This window comes from Arthrobacter sp. UYEF20 (genome assembly GCF_040546335.1).
GTDB lineage: Bacteria > Actinomycetota > Actinomycetes > Actinomycetales > Micrococcaceae > Arthrobacter.
In genome coordinates this window covers 16,219-37,609 of sequence record NZ_JBEPNP010000019.1, presented here as the reverse complement: position 1 = coordinate 37,609, position 21,391 = coordinate 16,219, and the positions used below count along the sequence as shown (strand labels likewise).

At 66.3% G+C, this 21,391-nt stretch carries 25 protein-coding genes; 13 read left to right on the top strand and 12 right to left on the bottom strand.

What is annotated here, in order from left to right; translation table 11 throughout:
- Positions 1-2: 2 nt before the first annotated feature.
- From ABIB26_RS18350 to ABIB26_RS18330, 5 genes are all read left to right on the top strand, one after another.
- Positions 3-1,616, top strand: a complete 1,614-nt coding sequence (locus ABIB26_RS18350) for an aldehyde dehydrogenase (NADP(+)) (RefSeq protein ID WP_354246348.1) — start codon at positions 3-5, stop codon at positions 1,614-1,616.
- Positions 1,613-2,941 (top strand): enolase C-terminal domain-like protein, encoded by a 1,329-nt coding sequence (locus ABIB26_RS18345; RefSeq protein WP_354246346.1) that lies wholly within the window; start codon positions 1,613-1,615, stop codon positions 2,939-2,941. The genes ABIB26_RS18350 and ABIB26_RS18345 overlap by 4 nt, the downstream gene beginning before the upstream one ends.
- A 158-nt stretch (positions 2,942-3,099) precedes the next feature.
- Positions 3,100-4,020, top strand: coding sequence for an AEC family transporter (locus ABIB26_RS18340; RefSeq protein WP_354246343.1), 921 nt, complete (start codon positions 3,100-3,102; stop codon positions 4,018-4,020).
- Between the two features lie 79 nt (positions 4,021-4,099).
- Complete coding sequence (locus ABIB26_RS18335) at positions 4,100-5,227, top strand: L-talarate/galactarate dehydratase (protein WP_354246340.1); 1,128 nt, start codon at positions 4,100-4,102, stop codon at positions 5,225-5,227.
- Positions 5,228-5,236: 9 nt separating this feature from the next.
- Positions 5,237-5,938, top strand: a complete 702-nt coding sequence (locus ABIB26_RS18330; protein WP_354246338.1) for a FadR/GntR family transcriptional regulator — start codon at positions 5,237-5,239, stop codon at positions 5,936-5,938.
- 157 nt (positions 5,939-6,095) lie between these two features.
- Here ABIB26_RS18330 and ABIB26_RS18325 read toward each other — a convergent pair whose 3' ends face one another.
- On the bottom strand, positions 6,096-6,455 hold the full coding sequence (locus ABIB26_RS18325) for a hypothetical protein (protein ID WP_354246335.1): 360 nt from the start codon (positions 6,453-6,455) through the stop codon (positions 6,096-6,098).
- Here ABIB26_RS18325 and ABIB26_RS18320 point away from each other — a divergent pair.
- Positions 6,373-6,900: an MFS transporter gene (locus ABIB26_RS18320; RefSeq protein WP_354246489.1), complete on the top strand. Its 528-nt coding sequence runs from the start codon at positions 6,373-6,375 to the stop codon at positions 6,898-6,900. The two genes, ABIB26_RS18325 and ABIB26_RS18320, sit on opposite strands and share 83 nt — an antisense overlap.
- Before the next feature lie 8 nt (positions 6,901-6,908).
- Here the strand turns inward: ABIB26_RS18320 and ABIB26_RS18315 are convergent, their stop codons facing one another.
- Positions 6,909-7,301 (bottom strand): nuclear transport factor 2 family protein, encoded by a 393-nt coding sequence (locus ABIB26_RS18315; RefSeq protein WP_354246333.1) that lies wholly within the window; start codon positions 7,299-7,301, stop codon positions 6,909-6,911.
- A 364-nt stretch (positions 7,302-7,665) separates the two neighbouring features.
- Between ABIB26_RS18315 and ABIB26_RS18310 the strand changes: the two genes are divergently transcribed.
- The 5 genes from ABIB26_RS18310 (at position 7,666) to ABIB26_RS18290 (ending at position 10,606) form a co-directional block, all read left to right on the top strand.
- Positions 7,666-7,962, top strand: a complete 297-nt coding sequence (locus ABIB26_RS18310) for a hypothetical protein (protein WP_354246330.1) — start codon at positions 7,666-7,668, stop codon at positions 7,960-7,962.
- 27 nt (positions 7,963-7,989) lie between these two features.
- On the top strand, positions 7,990-8,211 hold the full coding sequence (locus ABIB26_RS18305) for a hypothetical protein (protein ID WP_354246328.1): 222 nt from the start codon (positions 7,990-7,992) through the stop codon (positions 8,209-8,211).
- Between the two features lie 216 nt (positions 8,212-8,427).
- The gene (locus ABIB26_RS18300) at positions 8,428-9,471 is read left to right on the top strand and encodes an NAD(P)-dependent alcohol dehydrogenase (protein WP_354246326.1); all 1,044 of its coding nucleotides are present in this window, start codon (positions 8,428-8,430) and stop codon (positions 9,469-9,471) included.
- A 39-nt stretch (positions 9,472-9,510) separates the two neighbouring features.
- On the top strand, positions 9,511-9,912 hold the full coding sequence (locus tag ABIB26_RS18295; RefSeq protein ID WP_354246323.1) for a (R)-mandelonitrile lyase: 402 nt from the start codon (positions 9,511-9,513) through the stop codon (positions 9,910-9,912).
- Positions 9,913-10,054: 142 nt separating this feature from the next.
- Positions 10,055-10,606, top strand: a complete 552-nt coding sequence (locus ABIB26_RS18290) for a heme-degrading domain-containing protein (protein WP_354246320.1) — start codon at positions 10,055-10,057, stop codon at positions 10,604-10,606.
- Positions 10,607-10,684: 78 nt separating this feature from the next.
- On the opposite strand, the gene ABIB26_RS18285 is transcribed toward ABIB26_RS18290, so the two are convergent.
- Positions 10,685-11,566: an SDR family oxidoreductase gene (locus ABIB26_RS18285; protein ID WP_354246317.1), complete on the bottom strand. Its 882-nt coding sequence runs from the start codon at positions 11,564-11,566 to the stop codon at positions 10,685-10,687.
- A 100-nt stretch (positions 11,567-11,666) separates the two neighbouring features.
- Here ABIB26_RS18285 and ABIB26_RS18280 point away from each other — a divergent pair, with 100 nt between their 5' ends.
- Both ABIB26_RS18280 and ABIB26_RS18275 read left to right on the top strand, forming a co-directional pair.
- Positions 11,667-12,068 (top strand): winged helix-turn-helix transcriptional regulator, encoded by a 402-nt coding sequence (locus tag ABIB26_RS18280; protein WP_354246314.1) that lies wholly within the window; start codon positions 11,667-11,669, stop codon positions 12,066-12,068.
- 34 nt (positions 12,069-12,102) lie between these two features.
- Entirely contained in the window at positions 12,103-12,999 is an 897-nt protein-coding gene (locus tag ABIB26_RS18275) for an MBL fold metallo-hydrolase (protein WP_354246311.1), read from the top strand.
- A 187-nt stretch (positions 13,000-13,186) separates the two neighbouring features.
- Here the strand turns inward: ABIB26_RS18275 and catC are convergent, their stop codons facing one another.
- The 9 genes from catC to ABIB26_RS18230 form a co-directional block, all read right to left on the bottom strand.
- Complete coding sequence (gene catC, locus ABIB26_RS18270) at positions 13,187-13,459, bottom strand: muconolactone Delta-isomerase (RefSeq protein WP_502913708.1); 273 nt, start codon at positions 13,457-13,459, stop codon at positions 13,187-13,189.
- An 87-nt stretch (positions 13,460-13,546) separates the two neighbouring features.
- On the bottom strand, positions 13,547-14,401 hold the full coding sequence (catA, locus tag ABIB26_RS18265; RefSeq protein WP_354246306.1) for a catechol 1,2-dioxygenase: 855 nt from the start codon (positions 14,399-14,401) through the stop codon (positions 13,547-13,549).
- Positions 14,402-14,473: 72 nt separating this feature from the next.
- The gene (locus ABIB26_RS18260; RefSeq protein ID WP_354246303.1) at positions 14,474-15,577 is read right to left on the bottom strand and encodes a mandelate racemase/muconate lactonizing enzyme family protein; all 1,104 of its coding nucleotides are present in this window, start codon (positions 15,575-15,577) and stop codon (positions 14,474-14,476) included.
- The gene (locus ABIB26_RS18255) at positions 15,574-16,488 is read right to left on the bottom strand and encodes a LysR substrate-binding domain-containing protein (RefSeq protein WP_354246300.1); all 915 of its coding nucleotides are present in this window, start codon (positions 16,486-16,488) and stop codon (positions 15,574-15,576) included. The genes ABIB26_RS18260 and ABIB26_RS18255 overlap by 4 nt, the downstream gene beginning before the upstream one ends.
- Positions 16,489-16,670: 182 nt before the next feature.
- Complete coding sequence (locus ABIB26_RS18250) at positions 16,671-17,123, bottom strand: ASCH domain-containing protein (protein WP_354246297.1); 453 nt, start codon at positions 17,121-17,123, stop codon at positions 16,671-16,673.
- Between the two features lie 77 nt (positions 17,124-17,200).
- Positions 17,201-19,096: a bifunctional copper resistance protein CopD/cytochrome c oxidase assembly protein gene (locus tag ABIB26_RS18245; protein WP_354246294.1), complete on the bottom strand. Its 1,896-nt coding sequence runs from the start codon at positions 19,094-19,096 to the stop codon at positions 17,201-17,203.
- A 38-nt stretch (positions 19,097-19,134) separates the two neighbouring features.
- Positions 19,135-19,860, bottom strand: coding sequence for a YcnI family copper-binding membrane protein (locus tag ABIB26_RS18240; RefSeq protein ID WP_354246291.1), 726 nt, complete (start codon positions 19,858-19,860; stop codon positions 19,135-19,137).
- 105 nt (positions 19,861-19,965) lie between these two features.
- On the bottom strand, positions 19,966-20,595 hold the full coding sequence (locus ABIB26_RS18235; protein ID WP_354246288.1) for a hypothetical protein: 630 nt from the start codon (positions 20,593-20,595) through the stop codon (positions 19,966-19,968).
- A gap of 123 nt (positions 20,596-20,718) precedes the next feature.
- Positions 20,719-21,390, bottom strand: a complete 672-nt coding sequence (locus ABIB26_RS18230) for a TetR/AcrR family transcriptional regulator (protein WP_354246284.1) — start codon at positions 21,388-21,390, stop codon at positions 20,719-20,721.
- Between the last annotated feature and the right edge of the window lies 1 nt (position 21,391).

Here is a 21,391-nt window from a genome sequence, read left to right as displayed (position 1 = left end):
TCATGACGCTCACTGGAAATTCCCTGATTGCCGGGCAGCCGGTTGTCGGCGAAGGCAAGACCGCTTTCGGCTTCAACCCCGCCACGAACGAACAGCTTGAACCCGTGTACACGCTGCTGACCGCAGAACAGCTGAAAGCCGCGACCGGCGCCGCCGCCGCGGCCTACGAATCCTTCAGCACCCTGGACCCCGAGACGCACGCCGGCTTCCTGGAGGCCGTTGCGGACAACATCGAGGCGATCGGCGAGGAACTGATCATCCGTGCCGGACAGGAGACGGGCCTGCCGGCTGCCCGGCTGCAGGGAGAACGGGCCCGGACCGCCGGCCAGCTCCGTCTCTTCGCCGCCGTTGTCCGCCAGGGCGACTTCCGCGGCGTCAGGATCGATCCGGCGCTGCCAGACCGCGCTCCCCTGCCCCGCGCCGACATCCGCCAGCGCCAGATCCCCCTGGGCCCGGTGGCCGTTTTCGGTGCCAGCAACTTCCCGTTGGCTTTCTCGACGGCGGGCGGGGACACCGCCTCGGCCCTCGCCGCCGGCTGCCCCGTGGTCTTCAAGGCCCATAACGCGCACCCCGGCACCGGCGAACTCGTCGGCCAGGCGATCGCGAAGGCGGTCAAGGACTTCGGGCTCCACCCCGGCGTCTTCTCCCTCATTTACGGCCCCGGCAGCAGCATCGGCCAGGCCCTCGCCGCGGACCCGGCCATCAAGGCCGTCGGCTTCACCGGCTCGCAGTCGGCCGGCATCGCCCTGATGCGTACCGCTGCCGCCCGGCCGGAGCCCATCCCCGTCTACGCGGAAATGTCCTCCCTCAACCCCACCTTCGTCTTCGCCGGCGCGCTGAACGGCTCCGCCGAACAAATTAATGCGCTGGCCCAGCAGTACGTCGCCGCTGTCACCGGCAGTTCGGGGCAGGTCTGCACGTCTCCGGGCCTGCTTTTTGCCCCGGTTGGCGAGGCCGGCGACAGACTCGCCGCCGCCGTCGACCGCGCTGTCTCGGCCTGTGCCGGCCAGACCATGCTGACCGAAGGCATCGCGACGTCCTGGAACTCCGGGGCCGCAGCCCTGGCAGCTGCCCAGAACGTCAACGTCGTCGGAAGGGGCACCCCCGGCGGCACCGAGAATGCTCCGGCGCCCACCATCTTCGGCACGGACATCCGTGATTTCGTCAGCAACGACGTGCTGCACAAGGAAATCTTCGGCGCAGCAAGCCTCGTGGTCCGTTACTCCACGGCCGACGAACTGATCGAGGCCACCCACAAGATCGAGGGACAGCTCACGGCGTCCCTGCAACTGGCGGAGGAGGACTACCCGACGGCGGCACGCCTCGTTCCGGTCCTCGAGCAGAAGGTGGGCCGGATCATCGTCAACGGCTGGCCCACGGGAGTCGAAGTGGGCCATGCCATGGTCCACGGCGGCCCGTTCCCGGCCACCTCCGACACCAGGACAACCTCCGTGGGGACGCTGGCGATCAACCGTTTCCTGCGTCCCGTTGCGTACCAGAACCTCCCCCAGGAGCTGCTGCCCGCACCACTGCGGGAGACCAACCCCTGGCAGCTGAACCGCAGGATCGACGGTACCGTCGAAGCAGCCGACGTACAGGACGAGGTCAACGCATGAGCACCCAGCCCACCATCGCCCGAGTGGAAGTAGTTCCCGTCGCGGGGCACGACAGCATGCTGATGAACCTCAGCGGCGCGCACGGCCCGTTCTTCACCCGCAATGTGGTCATCGTGACCGACTCGGACGGCCGCACCGGCCTCGGCGAGGTTCCCGGCGGCGAAATGATCCGTACCACCATCGAGGAGGCCGGAACCCTGATTGCCGGCAAGCCGGTGGCACGCTACCGGTCCCTGCTGCGCGACATCGCGGCGGAGTTCGCCGACCGTGACGCCGGCGGCCGCGGGCTGCAGACGTTCGACCTGCGCACCGCGGTCCACGCGGTCACCGCCGTCGAATCGGCACTGCTGGACCTCCACGGCCAGTTCCTCGGCGTGCCCGTCGCGGAACTGCTCGGCGACGGGCAGCAGCGGTCCTCCGTGCCGATGCTCGGCTACCTCTTCTTCATCGGCGACCACAAGCGCACGGATCTTCCGTACCTGGTGGAGGACGCTCCCGCGGACCGGTGGGAACAGCTGCGCCGCCAGGAGGCCATGACGCCCGAAGCCGTGGTGGCCCTTGCCGAAGCCGCGCAGGAGCGCTACGGCTTCAGCGACTTCAAGCTCAAGGGCGGCGTGCTGTCCGGCGACGACGAAGTGGACGCGGTCACCGCCCTGGCCCAGCGGTTCCCTGCGGCGCGGATCACCCTGGACCCCAACGGCGCCTGGCTTCTGGAGGATGCCATCCGGCTGGGCAAGCGGATGCAGGGCGTCGTGGCGTATGCGGAGGATCCCTGCGGCGCCGAAGGGCGGTTCTCCGGCCGCGAGGTCATGGCGGAGTTCCGCCGTGCCACCGGACTGAAGACGGCCACCAACATGATCGCCACGGACTGGCGGGAAATGTCCCATGCCATCCGCAGCAACGCCGTCGACATTCCGCTGGCGGATCCCCACTTCTGGACCATGCATGGCTCCGTCCGGGTGGCGCAGATGTGCCATGAATTCGGCCTCACCTGGGGCTCACACTCGAACAACCACTTCGACATCTCGCTGGCCATGTTCACGCACACCGGAGCCGCCGCCCCCGGCGAGATCACGGCGCTGGACACGCACTGGATCTGGCAGGACGGCCAGGGGCTCACCAGGCAGCCGTTGCAGATCAAAGACGGCGCGATCGAAGTTCCGGTCGCTCCCGGGCTGGGGATCGAACTGGACCGGGACGCCCTGGACAAGGCGCACCAGCTGTACCTGGAGCATGGGCTCGACGCCCGCGACGACAGCATCGGCATGCAGTACTACATCGAGGGCTGGTCCTTTGACCCCAAGGGTCCCTGCCTCGTGCGTTAGGAGCGGAGTGCGCCGAGAAGCGGACTGCTCTGAGAAGCGGACTGCTCCGCGAACGGCGCACTGAGCAATCCCCCGGGCTTCCGCACGGCCGGACCTCCCCGCAACGAGGAGATGGCCGTGCGGAACCCCAACCCACCAGTTAAATAGAAGGGCGCATTTTGGGCGGCGTGGTCTCCGGAATACTGATCGTCTCCGCCGTCATTGCCGTGGGGTACGTGGCTGCGCGGCTGCGGGTCCTGGGTCCGGAAGTCCAGGGCGCCCTGACACGCACCGCCTTCTATGTCACCAACCCGGCCCTCCTCTTCACTGTGGTGGCCGGCAGCGACATCCGGGCTGCGCTCGGAACGGATGCCCCGCTGGCCCTGCTGTCAGCAGCCATAGTGGGGCTGCTGTATTGTCTCGCGAGCTTCCTGTTCTTCCGCCGCCCCGTCGCCGAAACAGCCGTGGGCGCCATGGCCAGCAGCTATGTCAACGCCAACAACATCGGCATCCCCGTCTCCTTGTACGCCGTCGGCACGGCCCAGCACGTTGCACCCGTGCTGCTGGTGCAGATCCTCGTGCTGGCCCCCTTCTACCTCACAGTGCTGGGGCTTTCCTCCGGAGCCAGGATTTCGTGGAAGAAGCTCCTCGTCCAGCCCTTCGCCAACCCGATGATCATCGCGTCCGGACTGGGCGCCGCCGTCGCGCTGACCGGCTGGAGCGCCCCGGAACTGCTGCAGAAACCCATCGACATGCTCGCCGCCGGTGCCGTGCCCATGGTCCTGCTGGCCTTCGGACTTTCCCTCGCGGGCAGGGCACCGCTGCAAAAGGGGAACGGCCGCACGGAAACCCTCGCCGCCACCTTCCTGAAAATCGCCGGAATGCCTCTGATCGTCTGGGCGCTGGGCCGCTTCGTTTTCGGCCTGGAGGGTCAGCACCTGCTGGCCAGTGTCATCATGGCCGCGCTGCCCACGGCCCAGAACGTGTTCCTCTTCGCCGCCCCGTACGGCCGGGGCATGACAGTGGCCCGGGACGTGATCCTCTGCACCACCATTCTGAGCGTCGGAGCGCTGCTGGTAGTTGCCTGGCTGGTGTGGTAGCTCCTCTTGTAATACAAGTTACTTACTTGTAACCTAAGTGGGAGGGTGACGTTGCCCCGCATTCTTCCCAAGGAGACCCATGAGTTCCGTTGACCTGATCCGGCACATCAAACTTTCCACCGCGAGGCTTCCGCTCGCCGTCCCCATCAGCGACGCCAAGGTGTTCACCGGGCGGCAGAAGCCCATGACCGAGGTCGTCTTCCTCTTCGCCGAAATCACCACCGAACAAGGCCACAGCGGCATCGGCTTCAGCTACTCCAAGCGCGCCGGCGGACCGGCGCAGTACGCCCACGCCAAGGAAGTCGCGGAGGGCATCATCGGCGAGGACCCCAACGACATCGGCAAGATCTACACGAAGCTGCTGTGGGCCGGTGCCTCGGTGGGCCGCTCCGGCGTGGCCACCCAGGCCCTCGCCGCCATCGACATCGCCCTGTATGACCTCAAGGCCAAGCGCGCGGGCCTGCCCCTCGCCAAACTCCTGGGCTCCTACCGGGACTCGGTGCAGACCTACAACACGTCCGGCGGCTTCCTCAACGCCTCCCTCGAGGAGGTCAAGGCCCGCGCCACTGTCCTCCTGGATGAAGGGATCGGCGGCATCAAGATCAAGGTGGGCCTGCCGGACACCGCCGAGGACCTGCGCCGCGTTGCCGGCATCCGCGAGCATATCGGCTGGGACGTGCCCCTCATGGTCGATGCGAACCAGCAGTGGGACCGCGCCACCGCTCTCCGGGTGGGCCGCCAGCTGGAGGAATTCAATCTCATCTGGATCGAGGAGCCGCTGGACGCCTACGATTTCGAGGGCCACGCCCACCTGGCCCAGGTCCTGGACACACCCATAGCCACCGGCGAGATGCTGGCCTCCGTGGCCGAGCACAAGGGCCTGATCAATGCCAACGGCTGCGACATCATCCAGCCGGATGCCCCGCGCGTCGGCGGCATCACGCAGTTCCTCCGCCTCGCCGCCCTGGCGGACGAGCGCGGCCTGGGGCTGGCGCCGCACTTCGCCATGGAAATCCACCTCCACCTGGCCGCCGCCTACCCGCGCGAACCCTGGGTGGAGCATTTCGACTGGCTGGACCCGCTGTTCAACGAACGCCTCGAAACGAAGAACGGCCGCATGATCGTGCCGGACCGGCCGGGCCTCGGCATCACCCTCAGCGACCAGGCACGTGCCTGGACCACCGAGTCGGTGGAGTTCGGCCAGTAACCTTGACCCATGAGCCGGAACCTGACCGCGGACCTCGCCGCCGATCTTCGCATGCGCATCGTCGACGGCGTCATCCAGCCGGGAGCCAAGCTCCCCAGCGAAAACACCCTGATCAGCGAGTTCGGCGTCAGCCGGACCGTGGTCCGGGCAGCACTCACACATCTGCAGGCCGAAGGCCTCGTTGAAACCGAACGGGGGCGGGGCAGCTTCGCGCTAACCCCTCCCCCGGATGGCAACCGGACGATGCCCGGCAGCAGGCCGGTGGCCAGCATGGAAGACCGCGTCCAGCTGCTCGAGTTCCGCATCGGGGTGGAGTCCGAGGCCGCGGCCCTGGCCGCCCGGAACCGCTCGGAACGGCAGTTGCGTGCGGTCAAGAAAGCGCTGGACGATTTCACGTCCAGCGGGGAACACCCGGCCCATGCCATGAAGGCGGACTTCGAGTTTCACCGGGCCATCGCGGCGGCCTCGGGAAACCCTTTCTTTTCAGACTGCCTGGCGTCGCTGGGCCAGACGATGATCGCGATGCCCCGCACCCGCCTCATGACCGGCGGAGAGCACGACGCGCGGGAGCATTTCGAGCACGTCGCCCTGGAGCACGCATCCATCTACGCCGCCATCGCGGACGGTGACGAATCGACGTCGGCGGCCGCCATGCGCAGCCACCTGGCAAACTCGCGACGCCGGCTGCGCAGCCCGGCGACAGTGGGCTAGTCCGGCCTCCCTCCCCTATTCAAAAGGATTTTCCCATGCAGTCTGTAGACACCGCTGTCACGGACGTGGCTCTTGCTACGAAGAAATTCTTCAAGCGAGTGCTGCCCATCACGCTGGTCATGCTCGTGTGCAACCAGCTGAACCGGTCCAATATCGGCTACGCGCAGGAGCATCTGCAGGCTTGGAAGGACTGCTGTCCGTCGCCGTCGGCTTCGCGGTGTTCTTCCTCCTGGACGCCAGGATCCAGGACGCCACGTGGCTCACCTGCCGGGAGAAGTCCGCACTGGCAGCGGCGATCGAGGCCGAGGACGCCCAGCACACCAAGGCCGGCGAGGGAAAGCCCAACCGCTGGAAGATGCTCCTGAACCCGCAGATCCTGCTGCTCTGCGGCATTTACTTCTCCGTGCAGCTGTCCATCTACGCCAACGCCCAGCATCGTCAGGCAGATTCCGGGCACCACGGATCTGAGCGTCGGGTTCCTGTCCTCGATACCGTGGGTCTGCGCCGTCGTCGCCATGTACTTTGCCGCCAAGTGGCAGGACCAGGCGAAGTCGAAGCGCCCCCTGCTGGTGGTGGCACTGCTGGTCGCCGCCGCCGGCACGTTTGCGGCCGCCGTCACCTCGCCGGTGCTTGCCCTCGCCTTCCCGGCCGTCGCGGCCATGGGCTTCAAGAGCGCATCCCCGTTGTTCTGGACCATCCCCCAGTCGGGTCTGAACCCGCAGATCCTCGCCCCGGCTATCGCCATCATCAACTCGCTGGGAAACCTGGGCGGCTTCGTGGCGCCGTTCGGATTCGGCCTCATCAAGGAACAAACCGGAAGCGTCACCCCGGGGCTCTTCGCCCTCGCCGCGGCGTCCACCACTGCCGCCGGCCTGGTCTACTTCCTGAAGGAACGCAGAACCGACGGCGGAACCGCGCCGGCCGCCGTCGAGCCCGCGGCGGAACTCCTCGAGTCAAAATAGCCGCCGGGCTAGCCCCAGAACGCGTCGCCCTGCGCCGTGTCGGCAAAGAACTCGCGGCCTTCAGCGATCTTGCCGTCGCGGACCTGGAAGGCGATGGCGCCATCGGTGTCCAGGGTCCGGCCGTTGCTCTCCGCCTTGTTGTGCTGCAGTGCCACAGTATGGTTGTCGCCGGCGACGATGTCCTGCACGGTCACCTTCAGCTTGCCTTCCGAACGCGTACCGAGCTCACCGAAGTAGGCCAGAATCGCGTCCCGTCCCTCTTTCCTGCCTGAAAGCGCACCGTTTCCTGCCACGTGCCAGACCGCGTCCTCAGCGAATATCTCGCTGAGGGTCGCCATGTCACCTGCGCTGAAGGCCTCATATCCGCGCCGGACCAGTTCAGCATTCTCCACGGTTCCCATTTTGGCCACCTCTCCGTCATCGTTGTCGGGTCAGTCTCGAACGAACTAAGGGTATTCCTGGCCCATGGGCTTGTCGATGGGTCGCGGGTACCCGCCCTTTCAACCCCGCCAAACGCCCCGAAGGCGCCCTTATCACCGGTGGCCGCACTGATACCGCCCCCATCCTGGCAACCAGGGTCCCTGACTTTCTTTGGAGTGCCCGCGCGACGATCAACCCCTCGCCGGACGCGACCGTGTGACGGGCGTATCGGTCAGCCGAGGCAGCGCCGTCCTGGAACGGTTAGACTACACCGCCACTTGACACCCTTGGTGGCGGAGACTAGGACTTGCCTTGTCGCGTCCAACCACCAGCCTAGGAGCAGCTATGGAGACCACGGCCTACGGAATTATGCACTTTTTCCCTGGCGGCACCAAGGAGCAGTACGAGGCGTCAATTGCCGCCGTCCATCCAGGCGAGGGACTCCTGCCGGAGGGCCAGATCTTCCACGCCGGCGGCTCGTCCGCGGGCGGATGGACGATCATGGCCGTCCATGAATCGAAGGAGAGCTGGGAGAAATTCCGCGACACGATCCTCGTGCCCCGGATGCAGCAGGGCATCGAGGGCGGCTTCGCCTCTCCGCCCGAAGAGACTGTCATCGATCTCTACAAAGTCATGCCCTAACGCAGCACCTCGCAGTTCCTCCAGAACGTGAGTGGATTCAGCCCGCCGAACGCCGCCCATCAGTTCGGCTCCCTCGGCCTCGGCATCCTCGTTGCCGTCGCCGCCGCTGCTTCATCCACGGCCGCCGCTTCCCTGGCCCAGGGCATATCGGCCGCGTTCACCGTTGGCAGCGTCGTGCTCGCCCTGGCTGCCCTGCTCGTCATCGTGCTCATCATTTCTGCCCGGCAGCATCCCGTGAAAGCCGGGTAATCGGCCACAACGGCGGGGCGGACACCGGCTGCCGCTCGGGAGGGGGTACTGCCAGTACCCGTATCAGCAGGGACTCCCTCCCGCGCTCTTGTGCCTGTTTACTGGATGGGAAGCCACCCGGGCCGCCCACTACAGGTCCTCGTTCGCCCCTGACCCTTCCGGCATAGCCGCGCCCCCGAATCGCCTATGAACCAATCAACCAACACTGGAGAATCATTGTTTACGGTTAACGCTTATGCCGCCCCCTCCGCGACCGGACCCCTCGCCCCGACCACCATCGAGCGCCGGGATCTCGGAGCACACGATGTCCTGATCGAGATCAAGTTCGCCGGCATCTGCCATTCCGACATCCACACCGTCCGCGGCGACTGGGGACCGCAGACCTACCCGCTGGTCCCCGGCCATGAAATCGCCGGAATCGTCACCGAGGTCGGCCCGGAAGTCACCAGGCACAAGGTCGGCGACCGGGTCGGCGTCGGCTGCATGGTCAACTCCTGCCGCGAATGCGCGAACTGCCTGAAGGGCGAGGAGCAGCACTGCCTCAACGGAATGACCGGCACCTACGGGGCAGCCGACCGCGACGGAACCATCACCCAAGGCGGCTACTCCACCCACGCCGTCGTGACCGAAGACTTCGTGGTCACCATCCCCGAAGGAATCGAGCTCGACGTCGCCGCTCCCCTGCTGTGCGCCGGCATCACCACCTACTCCCCGCTGCGCCACTGGGGCGCCGGCCCCGGCAGGAAGGTCGCCGTCGTCGGCCTCGGCGGGCTCGGCCACATGGCCGTCAAGCTCGCCCACGCCATGGGCGCCGAGGTCACCGTCCTGTCCCAGTCCCTCAAGAAGCAGGAAGACGGGCTGCGGCTGGGCGCGGACCACTACTACGCCACGAGCGACGAAGGGACCTTCGAGACGCTCGCAGGCACCTTCGACCTCATTGTGAACACCGTCAGCGCCCCCATCGACATCAGCTCCTACCTGCAGCTGCTGACCCTCGACGGTGCCCTCGTGAACGTGGGCGCACCCGCGGAACCGCTCCCCGTGAACGTGTTCGCCCTCATCATGGGACGCCGGTCCTTCGCCGGATCAGCGATCGGCGGCATCCGGGAAACCCAGGAAATGCTCGACTTCTGCGCTGAGCACAACCTGGGCGCCGAAATCGAGGTCATCCCGGCCAGCAAGATCAACGACGCCTACGAGCGCGTCCTCGCCTCGGACGTGCGGTACCGCTTCGTGATCGACGTCTCCACCCTCGGCTAAGACCGCACCGGGGCCATCATCAACACAGAAGGAGACAGGATGGAAATCCAGGCAAAGCTGCCGAGCACCAAGGGCCCGGCGGAGATGTTCACCGGCGACGTGTGGTTCGACGTCATCGCCAAGGGCGCGGAGCCCTCCCGCCTGCGCGTCAACACCGTGCGCTTCGCGCCCTGCGCGCGCACGGCCTGGCACACGCACGCGGCCGGACAGACCTTGCACGTCACCGAGGGCGTGGGCCTGGTCCAGTCCCGGGGCGGCGACGTCGTTGTGATGAAGCCCGGCGACACCGTCTACACCCCGCCCGGGGAATGGCATTGGCACGGCGCGGCCCGGGAGCACTTCATGACCCACATGGCCATGTGGGAAGCCCTTGGCGAGGGCCAGGGCCCCGAAACCCAGTGGGGCGAACACGTCAGCGACGAGGAATACCACGCCGGCTAACACCGCCCACCTTAAGACGCAGGGGTCCCTCCCATCGGAGGGGCCCCGCTGCCGTTTTTCATGACCTCGTGGCAGGATTTTGCCAGGAGTTCCGGGCGCATGCCGCCGGACGGACAGTCCACCAACACGAAAGTCATGACTCATGATCCAGGAACAGCCCGGACCGACGTCCGGACCGGAAGCAGAGTTCGATCCGGACTCCGCCGCGCCACAACCGGAAGCATCCCTCCGGTCCCTGATCGGCCGCATCGAACATGAGATGGCGACCCTGCAGTTCGGCAGCTTCAGCCAGACCGAGGCGCTCGCCCTCGGACTGTTGCTCGTGGAGCTGGGTACGTCCCGGAACCTCCCAATCGCGATCGATATCCGCAGGAACGCCCACATTCTCTTTCATGCTTCCCTGGCCGGAGCAAACCCGGACAACGAGATCTGGGTTGAACGAAAAAGCCGGACCGCGGAACAGTACGCAGAGCCGTCGCTCCTGGTCGGGCTGCGCGGCCGGCTCGGCGGCGGGAGAATCGAGGACAACGGCTGGTTTGATCAGTCACGCTATGCCGCCCACGGCGGAGCCTTCCCGCTGTACGTGAAGGGAACAGGAGCCGTGGCCACAGTGACGGTTTCCGGGCTGCCGCAGAAAGCGGATCACGATCTTGTGGTCGAGGCCCTTACCTCCTTCGCCAGCAGCGCTTTCTGACTGGCCGATCCGCCCCAGGGCGCACACGGAACACCCCGGCCACCAGCGTGCTGGTGGCCGGGGTGTTCCGGCGCCGGATCAGGCGTCGTGTCCGACGGCAACGGCGCTGACGGCCGCCCGCACGGCTTCGCGCATCGGCGTGGACGGACGTCCGATGAGGGTTCTCAGGTCCCCGCTGGTGACCAGCAGCTCGCCCCGGGCAATCCCGAGGTCACTGTCGGCCAGGATCGCTGCGTAGGCCTCCGGCAGCCCGGCACCCACCAGCGCGTCCGTGTACTGCTGCACCGGCAGATCCTGGTACTGCACCGGGCGGTCGGTGGCTGCACTGACTTCCGCGGCCAGCTCGGTCAGGGTGAACGCTTCGTCGCCTCCGAGCTCGTAAACCTTTCCGGCCTGGTCATCCAGCAGCAGTACAGCAGCCGCAGCCTGGGCGTAGTCGGCCCGGGTAGCGGCACTGACCCGGCCGTCACCGGCGCCCCCGAGCACGGCTCCGTGCTGGAGGTAGGTGGCAAGTTGCCCGGTGTAGTTCTCCAGGTACCAGCTGTTGCGAAGCAACGTGAACGGAACACCAGAATTCTGCAGGGCCTCTTCCGTGCCCTGATGCTCGGCTGCCAGCTTCATCCCGGCCTGGCCGGCGTTCGCGATGCTGGTGTAGGCGATCAGGCCCACGCCGGCCTGCTTTGCGGCCTCGATCGCGTTCCGGTGCTGCTCAACGCGCTGGCCGACTGCGGTGCTGGAAACGAGCAGTACCTTGTCCGCGCCGGCGAACGCCTGGCGCAGGGATGCCGGGTCGTCGAAATCGACCGGCCGGACCTGGACGCCGCGGTCTGCGAGGTCGGCGAGCTTGGCGACGTTCCTGCCGGCGGCCACGACCTGTTCCGCAGGAACGTTGTGATCGAGGAGTGCTTCAACGACAAGGCGGCCGAGCTGTCCGGTGGCGCCGGTGATAACGATAGTCATGGTGGTCCTTTTACCGATGGGAGGCTGATACCCATAGCAACTGCGCCGCAGCCTGTTTACTTCCCCAAGGGGAGTACGCACTTTCAGGTAAGGTACTGATATGAAAGTAAGTACCGGGCTCACCCCATCAGCTGGACTGGGGGCGGATGAGATCTTTCCCGCAGGCTGTCCCAGCCGGACGGTCCTTGATCACATTTCCAGCAAATGGGGCGTACTGATCCTCGTCGCGCTGGCAAAGGGCCCGCAACGCTGGAGCGAGCTTCGCCGCCGAGCCGAGGGCATCAGCGAGAAGATGCTGGCCCAAACCCTTAAGACCCTGGAAAGCGACGGGTTCATCTGTCGCGACGCCCAGCCCGTCATCCCTCCCAGAGTTGACTACAGCCTCACCGGCCGTGGCCACGAACTTGTCGCCCTGCTGCTCCCGCTGGTCACGTGGATAGCCGAGCACGCCACCGAAATCGTCACTGTCCGACGTCCCGCAGGGTCCGATCCCAGAGTTTGACTCCGGCGGCATTTCCGAATGAGAGAATCGCGTTGTGACCGACCTTGACCTTGATGTGCGCTGGTTTGCCGGGGCCCGGTCCCGCCGGGGCAGTGGCGCCTCCCCGATTCAGGTCCACAGGGCGGCGCCGGACACCGTCATTCTCCGGCAGAGCATCACGGACAATTACGAAGGGCCGTTCCTCTACCTGTTGTTCGGCACCGACCGCGCCTTGCTTCTGGACACCGGTGCGACGGCGGACGCCACGGCGTTTCCCGTGCGGGAGACAGTCGACGTGCTCATCGAGGGGTGGCTTCTGGACCATCCCAATACGGCCTACGGTCTCATCGTCGCCCACTCGCACGCCCACGGTGACCACGTCGCCGGAGACGGGCAGTTCGCTGACCGGCCCGACACCCGGGTGGTCGGCCACTCGGCCGAGGACGTTGCCGGGTTCTTCGGCCTGGCCGACTGGCCCCACGCGGCGGCGGCATTGGACCTCGGCGGACGGGTACTGGAGGTGATCCCGACGCCGGGGCACCATCCCTCCGCAGTCACCGTCTACGATGCGATAACCGGAGCCCTCCTGACCGGAGACACGGCCTATCCAGGCCGGCTCTACGTCCAGGACTTTCCGGCCTTTCAGGCCTCCATCAGGACACTCTGCGAGTTCAGTGCGGCGCATCCGGTGAAAGCCGTCCTTGGTGCACACATCGAAATGTCGACCCAGCCGTTCAGCGACTTTCCGCGCGGCTCGACCTGGCACCCTGACGAAGCCCCCCTGCCACTGACGGTCGGGGACCTGCATGCGATCAGGGACGCGGCAGCCGGGATTGCCAACCGGCCGGGCGCACACCGGTTCGCCAACTTCATCATCTGGAACGGTCCGTGCCGGCGGGAAAAGGCGCTCCAGTTCGGCAGCCTCCTCCTGTCCCGGATCTTTCGCCGGTAGCCCATCCGCTGGTTGTGTCCAGCGTTTCGGGCCGCGATCGGGACGACGAACCGCATCCCGTCAGCAGATGCGAGCAGCCCTCCGCCCCGTATTGTCACCAGGCTGATGTCCGATTGGGCACTGATGGGCCGCGCATGGGCAGCGCGCTGCGTGGGTCGATGACCGGGAGAAGGTGGCAGCCGGGGCGTTAGACGAGGGCGATATCCGAGGGATGCATGGCCAGGGGCGTTACCTCGATCTTCATGTATGGGAAGAGCGGCAGCCGCCAGAGGATTTCGTGCAGGTGCTCGTTGTCCTTGGCGTCGAAGATGCTCAGGTTGGAGTATTGGCCGACGCAGCGCCAGATGTGCACCCAGACGCCGGAGCGTTGCAGCTCCTGTGAGTAGGCCTTCTCGCGCGCCAGGGTGTCGGTTTTGACCTGTGGATCCATCTCCACGGGTAGGTTTACATCCATTTTCACAGCGAAGAGCACTTGAATACCTTTTACTTTCTTGTTGGCAGGAGCCAGGCGGCTGGCCCTGCGTATGAACAGGGCCAGCCAGCCTGATTAGGCGGGGTCCAGGACGAAGTTGTACGTGACCTCTTTGCCCCCGCCGCCGGCGACGGGCGCCGGATCAAGGATGAGCTCGGGCTTCACCGCCGAAGCGATGTCGTCAGAGATGTGCTCGTCGCCCTTGAAATAGAGCTGTGTGGTGATGGGCAGGTGGCCGGGCGCGGACACGATCAGGTGCAGGTGCGCTGGGCGCCAGGCGTGCCACCCGGCCGCGGCGATGAGCTGCCCGCAGGCGCCGTCGGTGGGGATCTGGTACGGCGCGGGCTGCATCGTGCGGACGTTGAAGCTGCCCTGACCGTCGGCGACAACGGTCCCGCGGAGGTTCCATTCGGGCAGACCCGGGGCGTACTGGGAGTAGAAACCGGCATCGTCGGCGTGCCAGATCTCCACGTGCGCTCCCGCCAGCGGCTGACCGGCCAGGTTCGTGACCTGGCCTTGGAAGGACAGCGGTGTGCCGGCCTCGTCCCCGCGCATCGGCAGGGTCGCCACCGCGGGCAGCTCGGGGGCGTTCGGCACGTAGTACGGACCTTCGATGGTCCCCTTGCTGCCGTGGCGGTTCTCGTTGGCGACTTCCTCGACGGAGTGTTCTATCCAGACGTCAAGGAACAGCGGCCATTCCCCGTCCTGGCCGACCTGGATCAGCCACGCCTTCAGGGCGTTGTATTCGTCATACGTCACCTTGTGGCGCCGGATCGTGTCATTGACGGCGTTGATCACGCCGGAGGCGAGGAGGTTGACACGCTCCTTGCTGGCCTGAGCGCCGGCCTTCTTGTTTTCCCTGAATCGTTCAGTCGCCGACGCGCCCGAAGCCGCGGCGGTTGCCTGCTGCTCGCTGAGTTCCTGTGTCATTTCAATTCTCCTAATTTCTGGTTCTGTTCCCGGCGGTTCCGCCGGGACGGGATTGTTGGGGTGGCTCCAGGGCTAAGTGTCCTGGCGGTATTTGGTGAGTTTTTCCGGGTCAATTTCGATGCCCAGGCCGGGCTTTTGACTGATGGCCAGGATTCCGTCCGTGATCTGAAGCGGTTCGGCCAGCAGATCGTCCTGCATGTCCAGGAAGTTGGACAGTTCGCCGGCACGCTGGGTGGTCAGTTTGAACGCAGAGCCGAAGGCCACCGCGCACGCGGTGCCGATCTGGCTGTCAATCTGGTTGCCGATAACCACTTCTACGCCGAGTCCCTCGCACTGGTACAGGACGCGCTGGGAATAGGTGAATCCCGTCCGTGCCGTTTTGATGCTGATCGCGGTTGCCGATCCGCCCAGCAGTTCCCTGGTGACCTCCCCCGGCCGCACTGCGCTCTCATCGGCCACAAACGGGATACGGCTCTGGGTGACCAGCCAGCGGCGTCCCAGAACGTCATCGGCGGGGCACAATTCCTCTGCCAGGGTCAGGTCCAGATCATCCATCGCCCGCAGTGCCCGGGCAGACTCGGATGCCGTCCAGCCGCGGTTGCCGTCGACATACAGTTCGACGTCGTCCCCGAGCCCCGCACGCAGCGCCCGGCAGACCTCGACGTCGAGCATGAACGGCTTGCGCCCGACCTTGACCTTGAAGGTGGTGATGCCGTACTCGGAGCGGATCCGCTCGGCTTCGGCCACCATTTCCGCCGGCGGGGCAAAGCCGACCATATGCGCGACCCTCATGTGGTCCGTGTAGCCGCCCAGCAGTTCCGTGACCGGACGGTTCAGGGACTTGCCGAGGATGTCCCAGATGGCCATGTCTACCGCGGACTTTGCCGTCGGGTTGCCCACCGTGCGGTTCATCCGCTCGTGAATGACTTCACGCTGCAGGCAGGACAAGCCGATGATGGCGGGCGCAATGATATTGCCGACGACGTCGATGATGGAGGCCTGTGTTTCGCCGTAGGTGAAGGGCCTTGGCGGTGCCTCGGCCTCGCCCACCAGACCGTCCTCCGTGTGCACGCGGACCAGAACATGCTCCGCTACGCGGACCTCACCGCTGGCAAAGCGCAGCGGCTTCTTGTATGGGATGGCGAACGGAATCGCCTCAATCTTGGTGATTTTCACGCGGTTTCCCCGATGCTGTGGTTGGACAGAAAAACATTGCTTGACGCCAGGACTTCCAGGAGCCTGGCCAGCAGCGGCAGGGGGTCGTTTTCCCGCCAGGCCAGCGCGAGGTCAATCATGGGTGCATCATCCACCGCGACGAACGCGACGCCGTCGAGCCGGAACGAGCGGACGGAATCCGGCACCAGCGCCACCCCAAGACCGCCGGCAACCAGGGACAGGACAGTGGAAGTCTTGGTCGCCTCATGCTCCCTGCGGACAACGAACCCGGCCTCGAGGCAGGCGTGCACCACCGCGTCATTGACCACGGACCCCGAACCGGCGGGGTACATGATGAAACCTTCGTCCCTCAGCTCCGCCATGCTCACGGATTCCCGCCGGGACAACCGGTGCTGAGCAGAGACGATCAGCACCAGCGGCTCCCGGCCCACAAGCCGGGAGGAAATCCCCGGGGTCCGCGTTGGCGGCCGGAGGAAGGCTATGTCCAGCTCGGAATTGGCCAGCGCCTGCTCCTGCTCCGGTGTGAGCATCTCGGTGTGGATGTCCAGGGAAACACCCGGCATTTCGGCCTTGACGATGCGGACGAACTCCGGCAGCTGCCGGTACGACGCCGAGCCGGTGAACCCGACCCGGAGCCCGCCCAGCTGGCCGTCACCGAACCTCTTGACGCGGTCTACCGCCTCGTCCACGGACTTCAGGATCCGCTGGGCGTCGTCGTAAAACACGGCGCCGGCCGGGGTGAGGCTGACGTTCCGGGTGGTGCGGGCCAGAAGCTCAACAGCGATTTCCGCCTCAAGGGCCCGGATTTGCTGGGACAGCGGGGGCTGGGCCATGTGCAGGCGCTCGGCGGCCTGGCCGAAGTGGAGCAGCTCGGCGACAGCAACAAAATAACGCAGATGCCTTAGCTCCATTGCCTCGCTCCCAAATCTTGTGTGCTAGGGGACACACTCATGCCCGACTCCCAGCGTACGAGCAGTCATTGAGGTTAAACAAATACTCATAAATGCCGAATTGAGACTTCCTGAATCTCAATCAAACCCGTCGTTGACCCTAGGCATAGCTTGTCCCACCGGAATCCGCCTGGCACGATCTGCTATGCCACCGGCCTGCCACCGTGCAGGAGCTCCACAACACGAAACCGTTCAAGGACGACGGCCGTCCCATCGGTCACTGTGAAGGCGGGCTCCTCCAAGTAATCCCGCATCTCAGCGCTATGCCAGAACACCTCATGTCCTGCGCGCCATTCGGTAGTTGAGGCATGTCCCTCCCCCTCGTCCCGGACGTGGGACCACGGAACAGATCCGAGCGCTGCTGTCTCCACGGCAACAGTTTCTATGACAGCCACCGGTTCACCGGCCGAATCGATGACCACTTGACGCGCCCCAACACAAGGCAGCGATTCCTGCTCAAACTCGTACTCGACCACGAGTGAGGTTGTCGACCTCTTGGTCCCATCCACGATCGCGGCCACAAGTTTGTCTCGCAGCGAGCCAGGAAACCCGAACTCAGCCCACGGCATCGCGGTGATAGCTTCCATACCGTTCATGATGCCTCACCGTTACCCCGCAGCGTCTTGCCTTGGGCGCAATTCCACGGAAGTGGGCCACCAAGCGGGAATCGCCTTCACTCACGCCTCTTTGCGGCAACCGTTTCCTTACTCCCGGGCCGCCCGGCCTTGGCCGTCTGAGGCTCGGTGGCGGAGTTCCGGCGGGCCACCACCATGGAAGCGACGACGCCCAGGGTCATTGTCGCCGTGGCCCACATGATGGTGCCAGCCGATCCGCCGACAGGGCTGGTCGGAGTGCCCGGATTTGGGCTGAGAGCTGCGCTCCATGGGGTCTCGGTGGTGAATGCCTGAGTGGAAAGCCACCACCCGTTGACCTCGTACAGAACCCCGGCAGCCAACACCAGGACCAGACGCTGGGCCGGGTTGGTATCCACGTTGCGCGGGTCCGTCACTGCCTGCATGAAGAGGCAGCCGGCCAGCAGGGCCAGCAGCGTCATGGTGCTGTAGCCAAGCTGGCTGCTCGCGGACCATTCCGACAGCGGGCTGTAGTAGATGGCGAAGACGGATCCGGTGAGGATCAGGACTGCCAGGTAGGGGTCCCTGCCGAGCGGGGTCAGGAAGTACCGCCGGGTACCGGCCAGGAATTCCCGGACCCCTGTGCTCCCGTCCGTTCTTGGACGGATGGCCAGTTCGGCCAAGGTCAGCGGTGCTGCCGGGACGAGCAGCAGCGGGACCACTGCGGTGAGCATCATCTGAGTCAGGACATGGGAGTCGAACAGAAGGCCCTGGTAGATGTGGAGGCCGCCGTTGGTGACGGTGAACAGGACGGCGTTCCCGGCCAGCCAGAGGACGGTGCGGTGGGCGGGCCAGGACCGTCCGGAGGCACGTAGCCTGCGGACACCGGCGAGGTAGAAGAAGACGGCGAACCCGCAGACAAGGACCCACAACGCGTCGGGGGCCCACTGGGAGATGTATGCCCAGATTCCGGGCGCTGTTAGCAGCTCGGGATCGGGGGTCGGGGCTTCCACAGGGGCCGGCGGTGCCGTGCGGGCCATGGCGGCGGCCATCCCGGAGGCAGCGCCCATGACGGCCAGTTCGGCAACTGCCAGCCGAAGGAAGGGCCATGCGGCCCGGTGTGGGTCCCTGTCGAGGCGTTTCAGAGTCCACCGCCGGTGGAGCGCCCCGAACACGCCCAGGCCAATCAGCGCTGCAGCCTTGGCCAGGATGATCACACCGTAGGGACTGAGCAGATCGTCCACTGAGCGGATGCGCGCCACGGCGGCCAGAACCCCGGAAACCGTCAGGGCCAGGTAGCAAATCAGGGCCAGGGTGGAGTAGCGCTGCACTGTCGGACCCAGGCGGCGTGCCGGCAGCGACGCCCGGAGCATGATCAGCGCCAGCAGGCCGCCGATCCAGACGGCCGCGCTGCCAGTATGCACAATGATTGCGGTGATGGTGTCCGCGTGGCCGGCTCCGCCGGTCGCGTGGGATTTCAGCACCAGCGGCACCAGACCTGCGAAGGCAGGCAGGACAGTGATGGCTGCCGCACGCGGACCCTCCAGGCAAAAGCAAGCCAGCGCGACGACGGCAGCCAGCACCGCAGTGAGAAAGCCGGCACGCCCGGCCTCGACGTCGGTCAGGAAAGACACGAACTCCGGGCCGAATCCGGCGGAAACCGGCCGGTTGGCAATGGACAGGAAGCTGGCACCCGTGTACACCGCGGCGGCGGCAGCCCAGACCGTCGCCGACCAACCGGCAAACCGCAGTGCCGCCGCCTGCACGGGCGCATGCCGCGGCAGCGCGAAGACGGCGAGCACCAGTGTCCCGATGGTGCCGGCACAGGCGAGGTTGAACACCAACTTCCCCATCGGCAGCCCCCACGCGACGGCCGGGCCGGTGCGGTCAAGGACACCGGGATCGGCGCTTCCGCCATAGCTGTAGGCCCATGCCAGCGCCAGCACCCCGGCACCCACGATCGCCGCTGCGGCCAGGACCGTCACCATCCGTGACATTGTGCTCTCCTTCCGGTCCGCGCCAGGGCTACTCCGGGTCAGTTCTTCCGCGGCGTGCGTGTCCGGACCAGGGCAGTGCCCCCGGCCGCCAGGCCGAGTGCTCCAGCGGCGAGTCCGAGGATGCCGAAGGTGTTGTCCGGGGCGGGCGTGAGCGGCGTGGTTGAGGATGCTGCTGTTGTGTCGGCGACGGGTGCCGCCGTGGAGTTCGCGTCGGCCGCTGCGGTGGTGACGAAGGAAGGAACCGGGTACTTGGGTTCGGCCTGGCCCTGGGTTTCGGCCTCGTTCCAGTTCACCACCGTTCCGTCGGAGTAGGTCTGCGCTACCGGCAGCGACACGGTCGTATCCGCCGCCGGGAGCCGGCCGGCGGAGATCGAAAAGGTCTGGTATTCGTGCAGCCCGATCTGGTGGGCGGCGTCGGCTGTCCATGTGACCGAGGCCGCTGCCTTGGTGATGGTCGCCCCTTCCACGGTGACCGGGGCGGGGAGATTGGCTTCGGAGATCTCGGCCGTCCAGCCGTCCATGGGCTTGACCGAGACCGAGGTGAACGGGGTCCCGGTGGGCAGGGTGACGGTGAGTTTGGTGGTTTTGGCCGTTTCGGATTCGTTGGGGACCTTGAAGGTCAGCTCGGAGAAACCGCCGGCGGTTGTTGAGGCCGGGTCCACGTGGACGTGGGCGGCTGCGGCACCAACGCCCAGGGCCATGAGGCCGGCTGCGGTGGCGAGGACGGTGACGGTTTTCAGGGCGCGAGGGGTTGAAATGTTCATGACGCAAGCCTTTCTGGGTGCTGCCGCACTCACATGGCGGACAGCGCGCTGATGGGTGGAAGGCAATCAGCGTCCCGTGCGCCCATCCGCAGACCGAGCAGGCAGTCAGGGCATGGCGCACGGGGAGGCCGCGGCGGGCGGCCCCCGCAGGCTGTCAGCCCGCAGGTTCCGCCGGGGCAAGGGCACCAAGGCCGGGCCCGTGGCAATGGGCCGTTGGCGGACCGGAATGATTCCTGCGGGCCGGGGCAGCTTCACGAGCGGGCGGAGCCATGCCACGAGTTGCCACAGGGCCACCTCGCCCTTGCGCAGCAGCCACGCGGTGGAGACTAAGGCGAGGACGTGGCCGGCCAGCATAACCGGTGAATCGGCACCGAGGGTATGCACGGGCATGGACGACGGCACGGCTGCGAAGCAGTCCAGGCCCGTGGCCAGTCCGTCGTGATGAGGCATCTGAACCGTCAGTGCTGGGAGGCAAATGGCCCGGGGCGACAGGGACGTGAAAGCTGCGTGCAGCATCAGCTGGCAGGATCCCAGCATGCCCAGCAGGGTCAGGAATGACAGCTGCCGGCGCGCCAGCCAGGTGACCGGTGTCAGCAAGAGCCCGGCCAGGACGGCCATGACCGCCGGTTCGGGAAGCGTCCCGCCGCCGAGGACATGCCCCGCGGCAGCCAGGGACATCGCAGTGCCCGTGATCAGTGCCGCGCGGAAAAGGCGCAGATTGTCGCGAAGATCCATCTGTGCCTCCTCCCATAGGGCCCAGACCGGTGTAATAGCTCCGAGGCTAATCCGGTCAGCGTGGGAATTCCTTGGGCCGCAAGGTTTCTCGGTCCTGATCGGGCCGGGAGCAGCCGTGACCGGTCAGCCGGGCGCGTTCCGGAGTCTCCCGCTGCTGGCGATGCCGAAAAGGGGAAGCAGGACCTGGTCCACGATTTCCTCCAGGTATTGGTCGCTGATCGGTTCGTCCGTGAAGATGAACCGCTGCCTCAGCAGGGCCGGTCCGGTCTCGATCCGCCGGTCAGTGGCGACGGCGGGGTCGCATTCGCCGCGTGCTATGGCCCTGTTGACCAGCTCGCGGATGATCTCGGCGCTGTTGCCCCGGCTGTATTCCCTGACTTCGGCGCCCACGGCGGGGTTCTGCAGAGTCTCGCCGAGCAGGCCGCGGAGCGCGAGGCCTGCCGGGCCGTCCAGTTGACGGGCGGTCTGGTGCATCACGGCCAGGAGATCGCCGCGCAGGCTGCTCGTGTCGGGGAGCGGCGTTTCGCCGGGCAGTGCGTGATAGACGGCGTCCATGACCAACCGCACCCGTCCGGGCCAGCGCCGATACAGTGAGGCTTTGCTGGCCCTGGCGCGTTCCGCGACGCGATCCATGGTCAGCGCGCCGTAGCCTGCGTCGGCGATCTCGGCCAGGGCCGCGTCGAAGATTGCCGCATTCAGGGCGGCGCCGCGGCGGCGCGGGTGTTTCCGGTGATCCTCATGACGTTCGGGGCCGTCAATGGTCCCGGCGGCGCCGCGGGCTTCCGCCGGGGACACG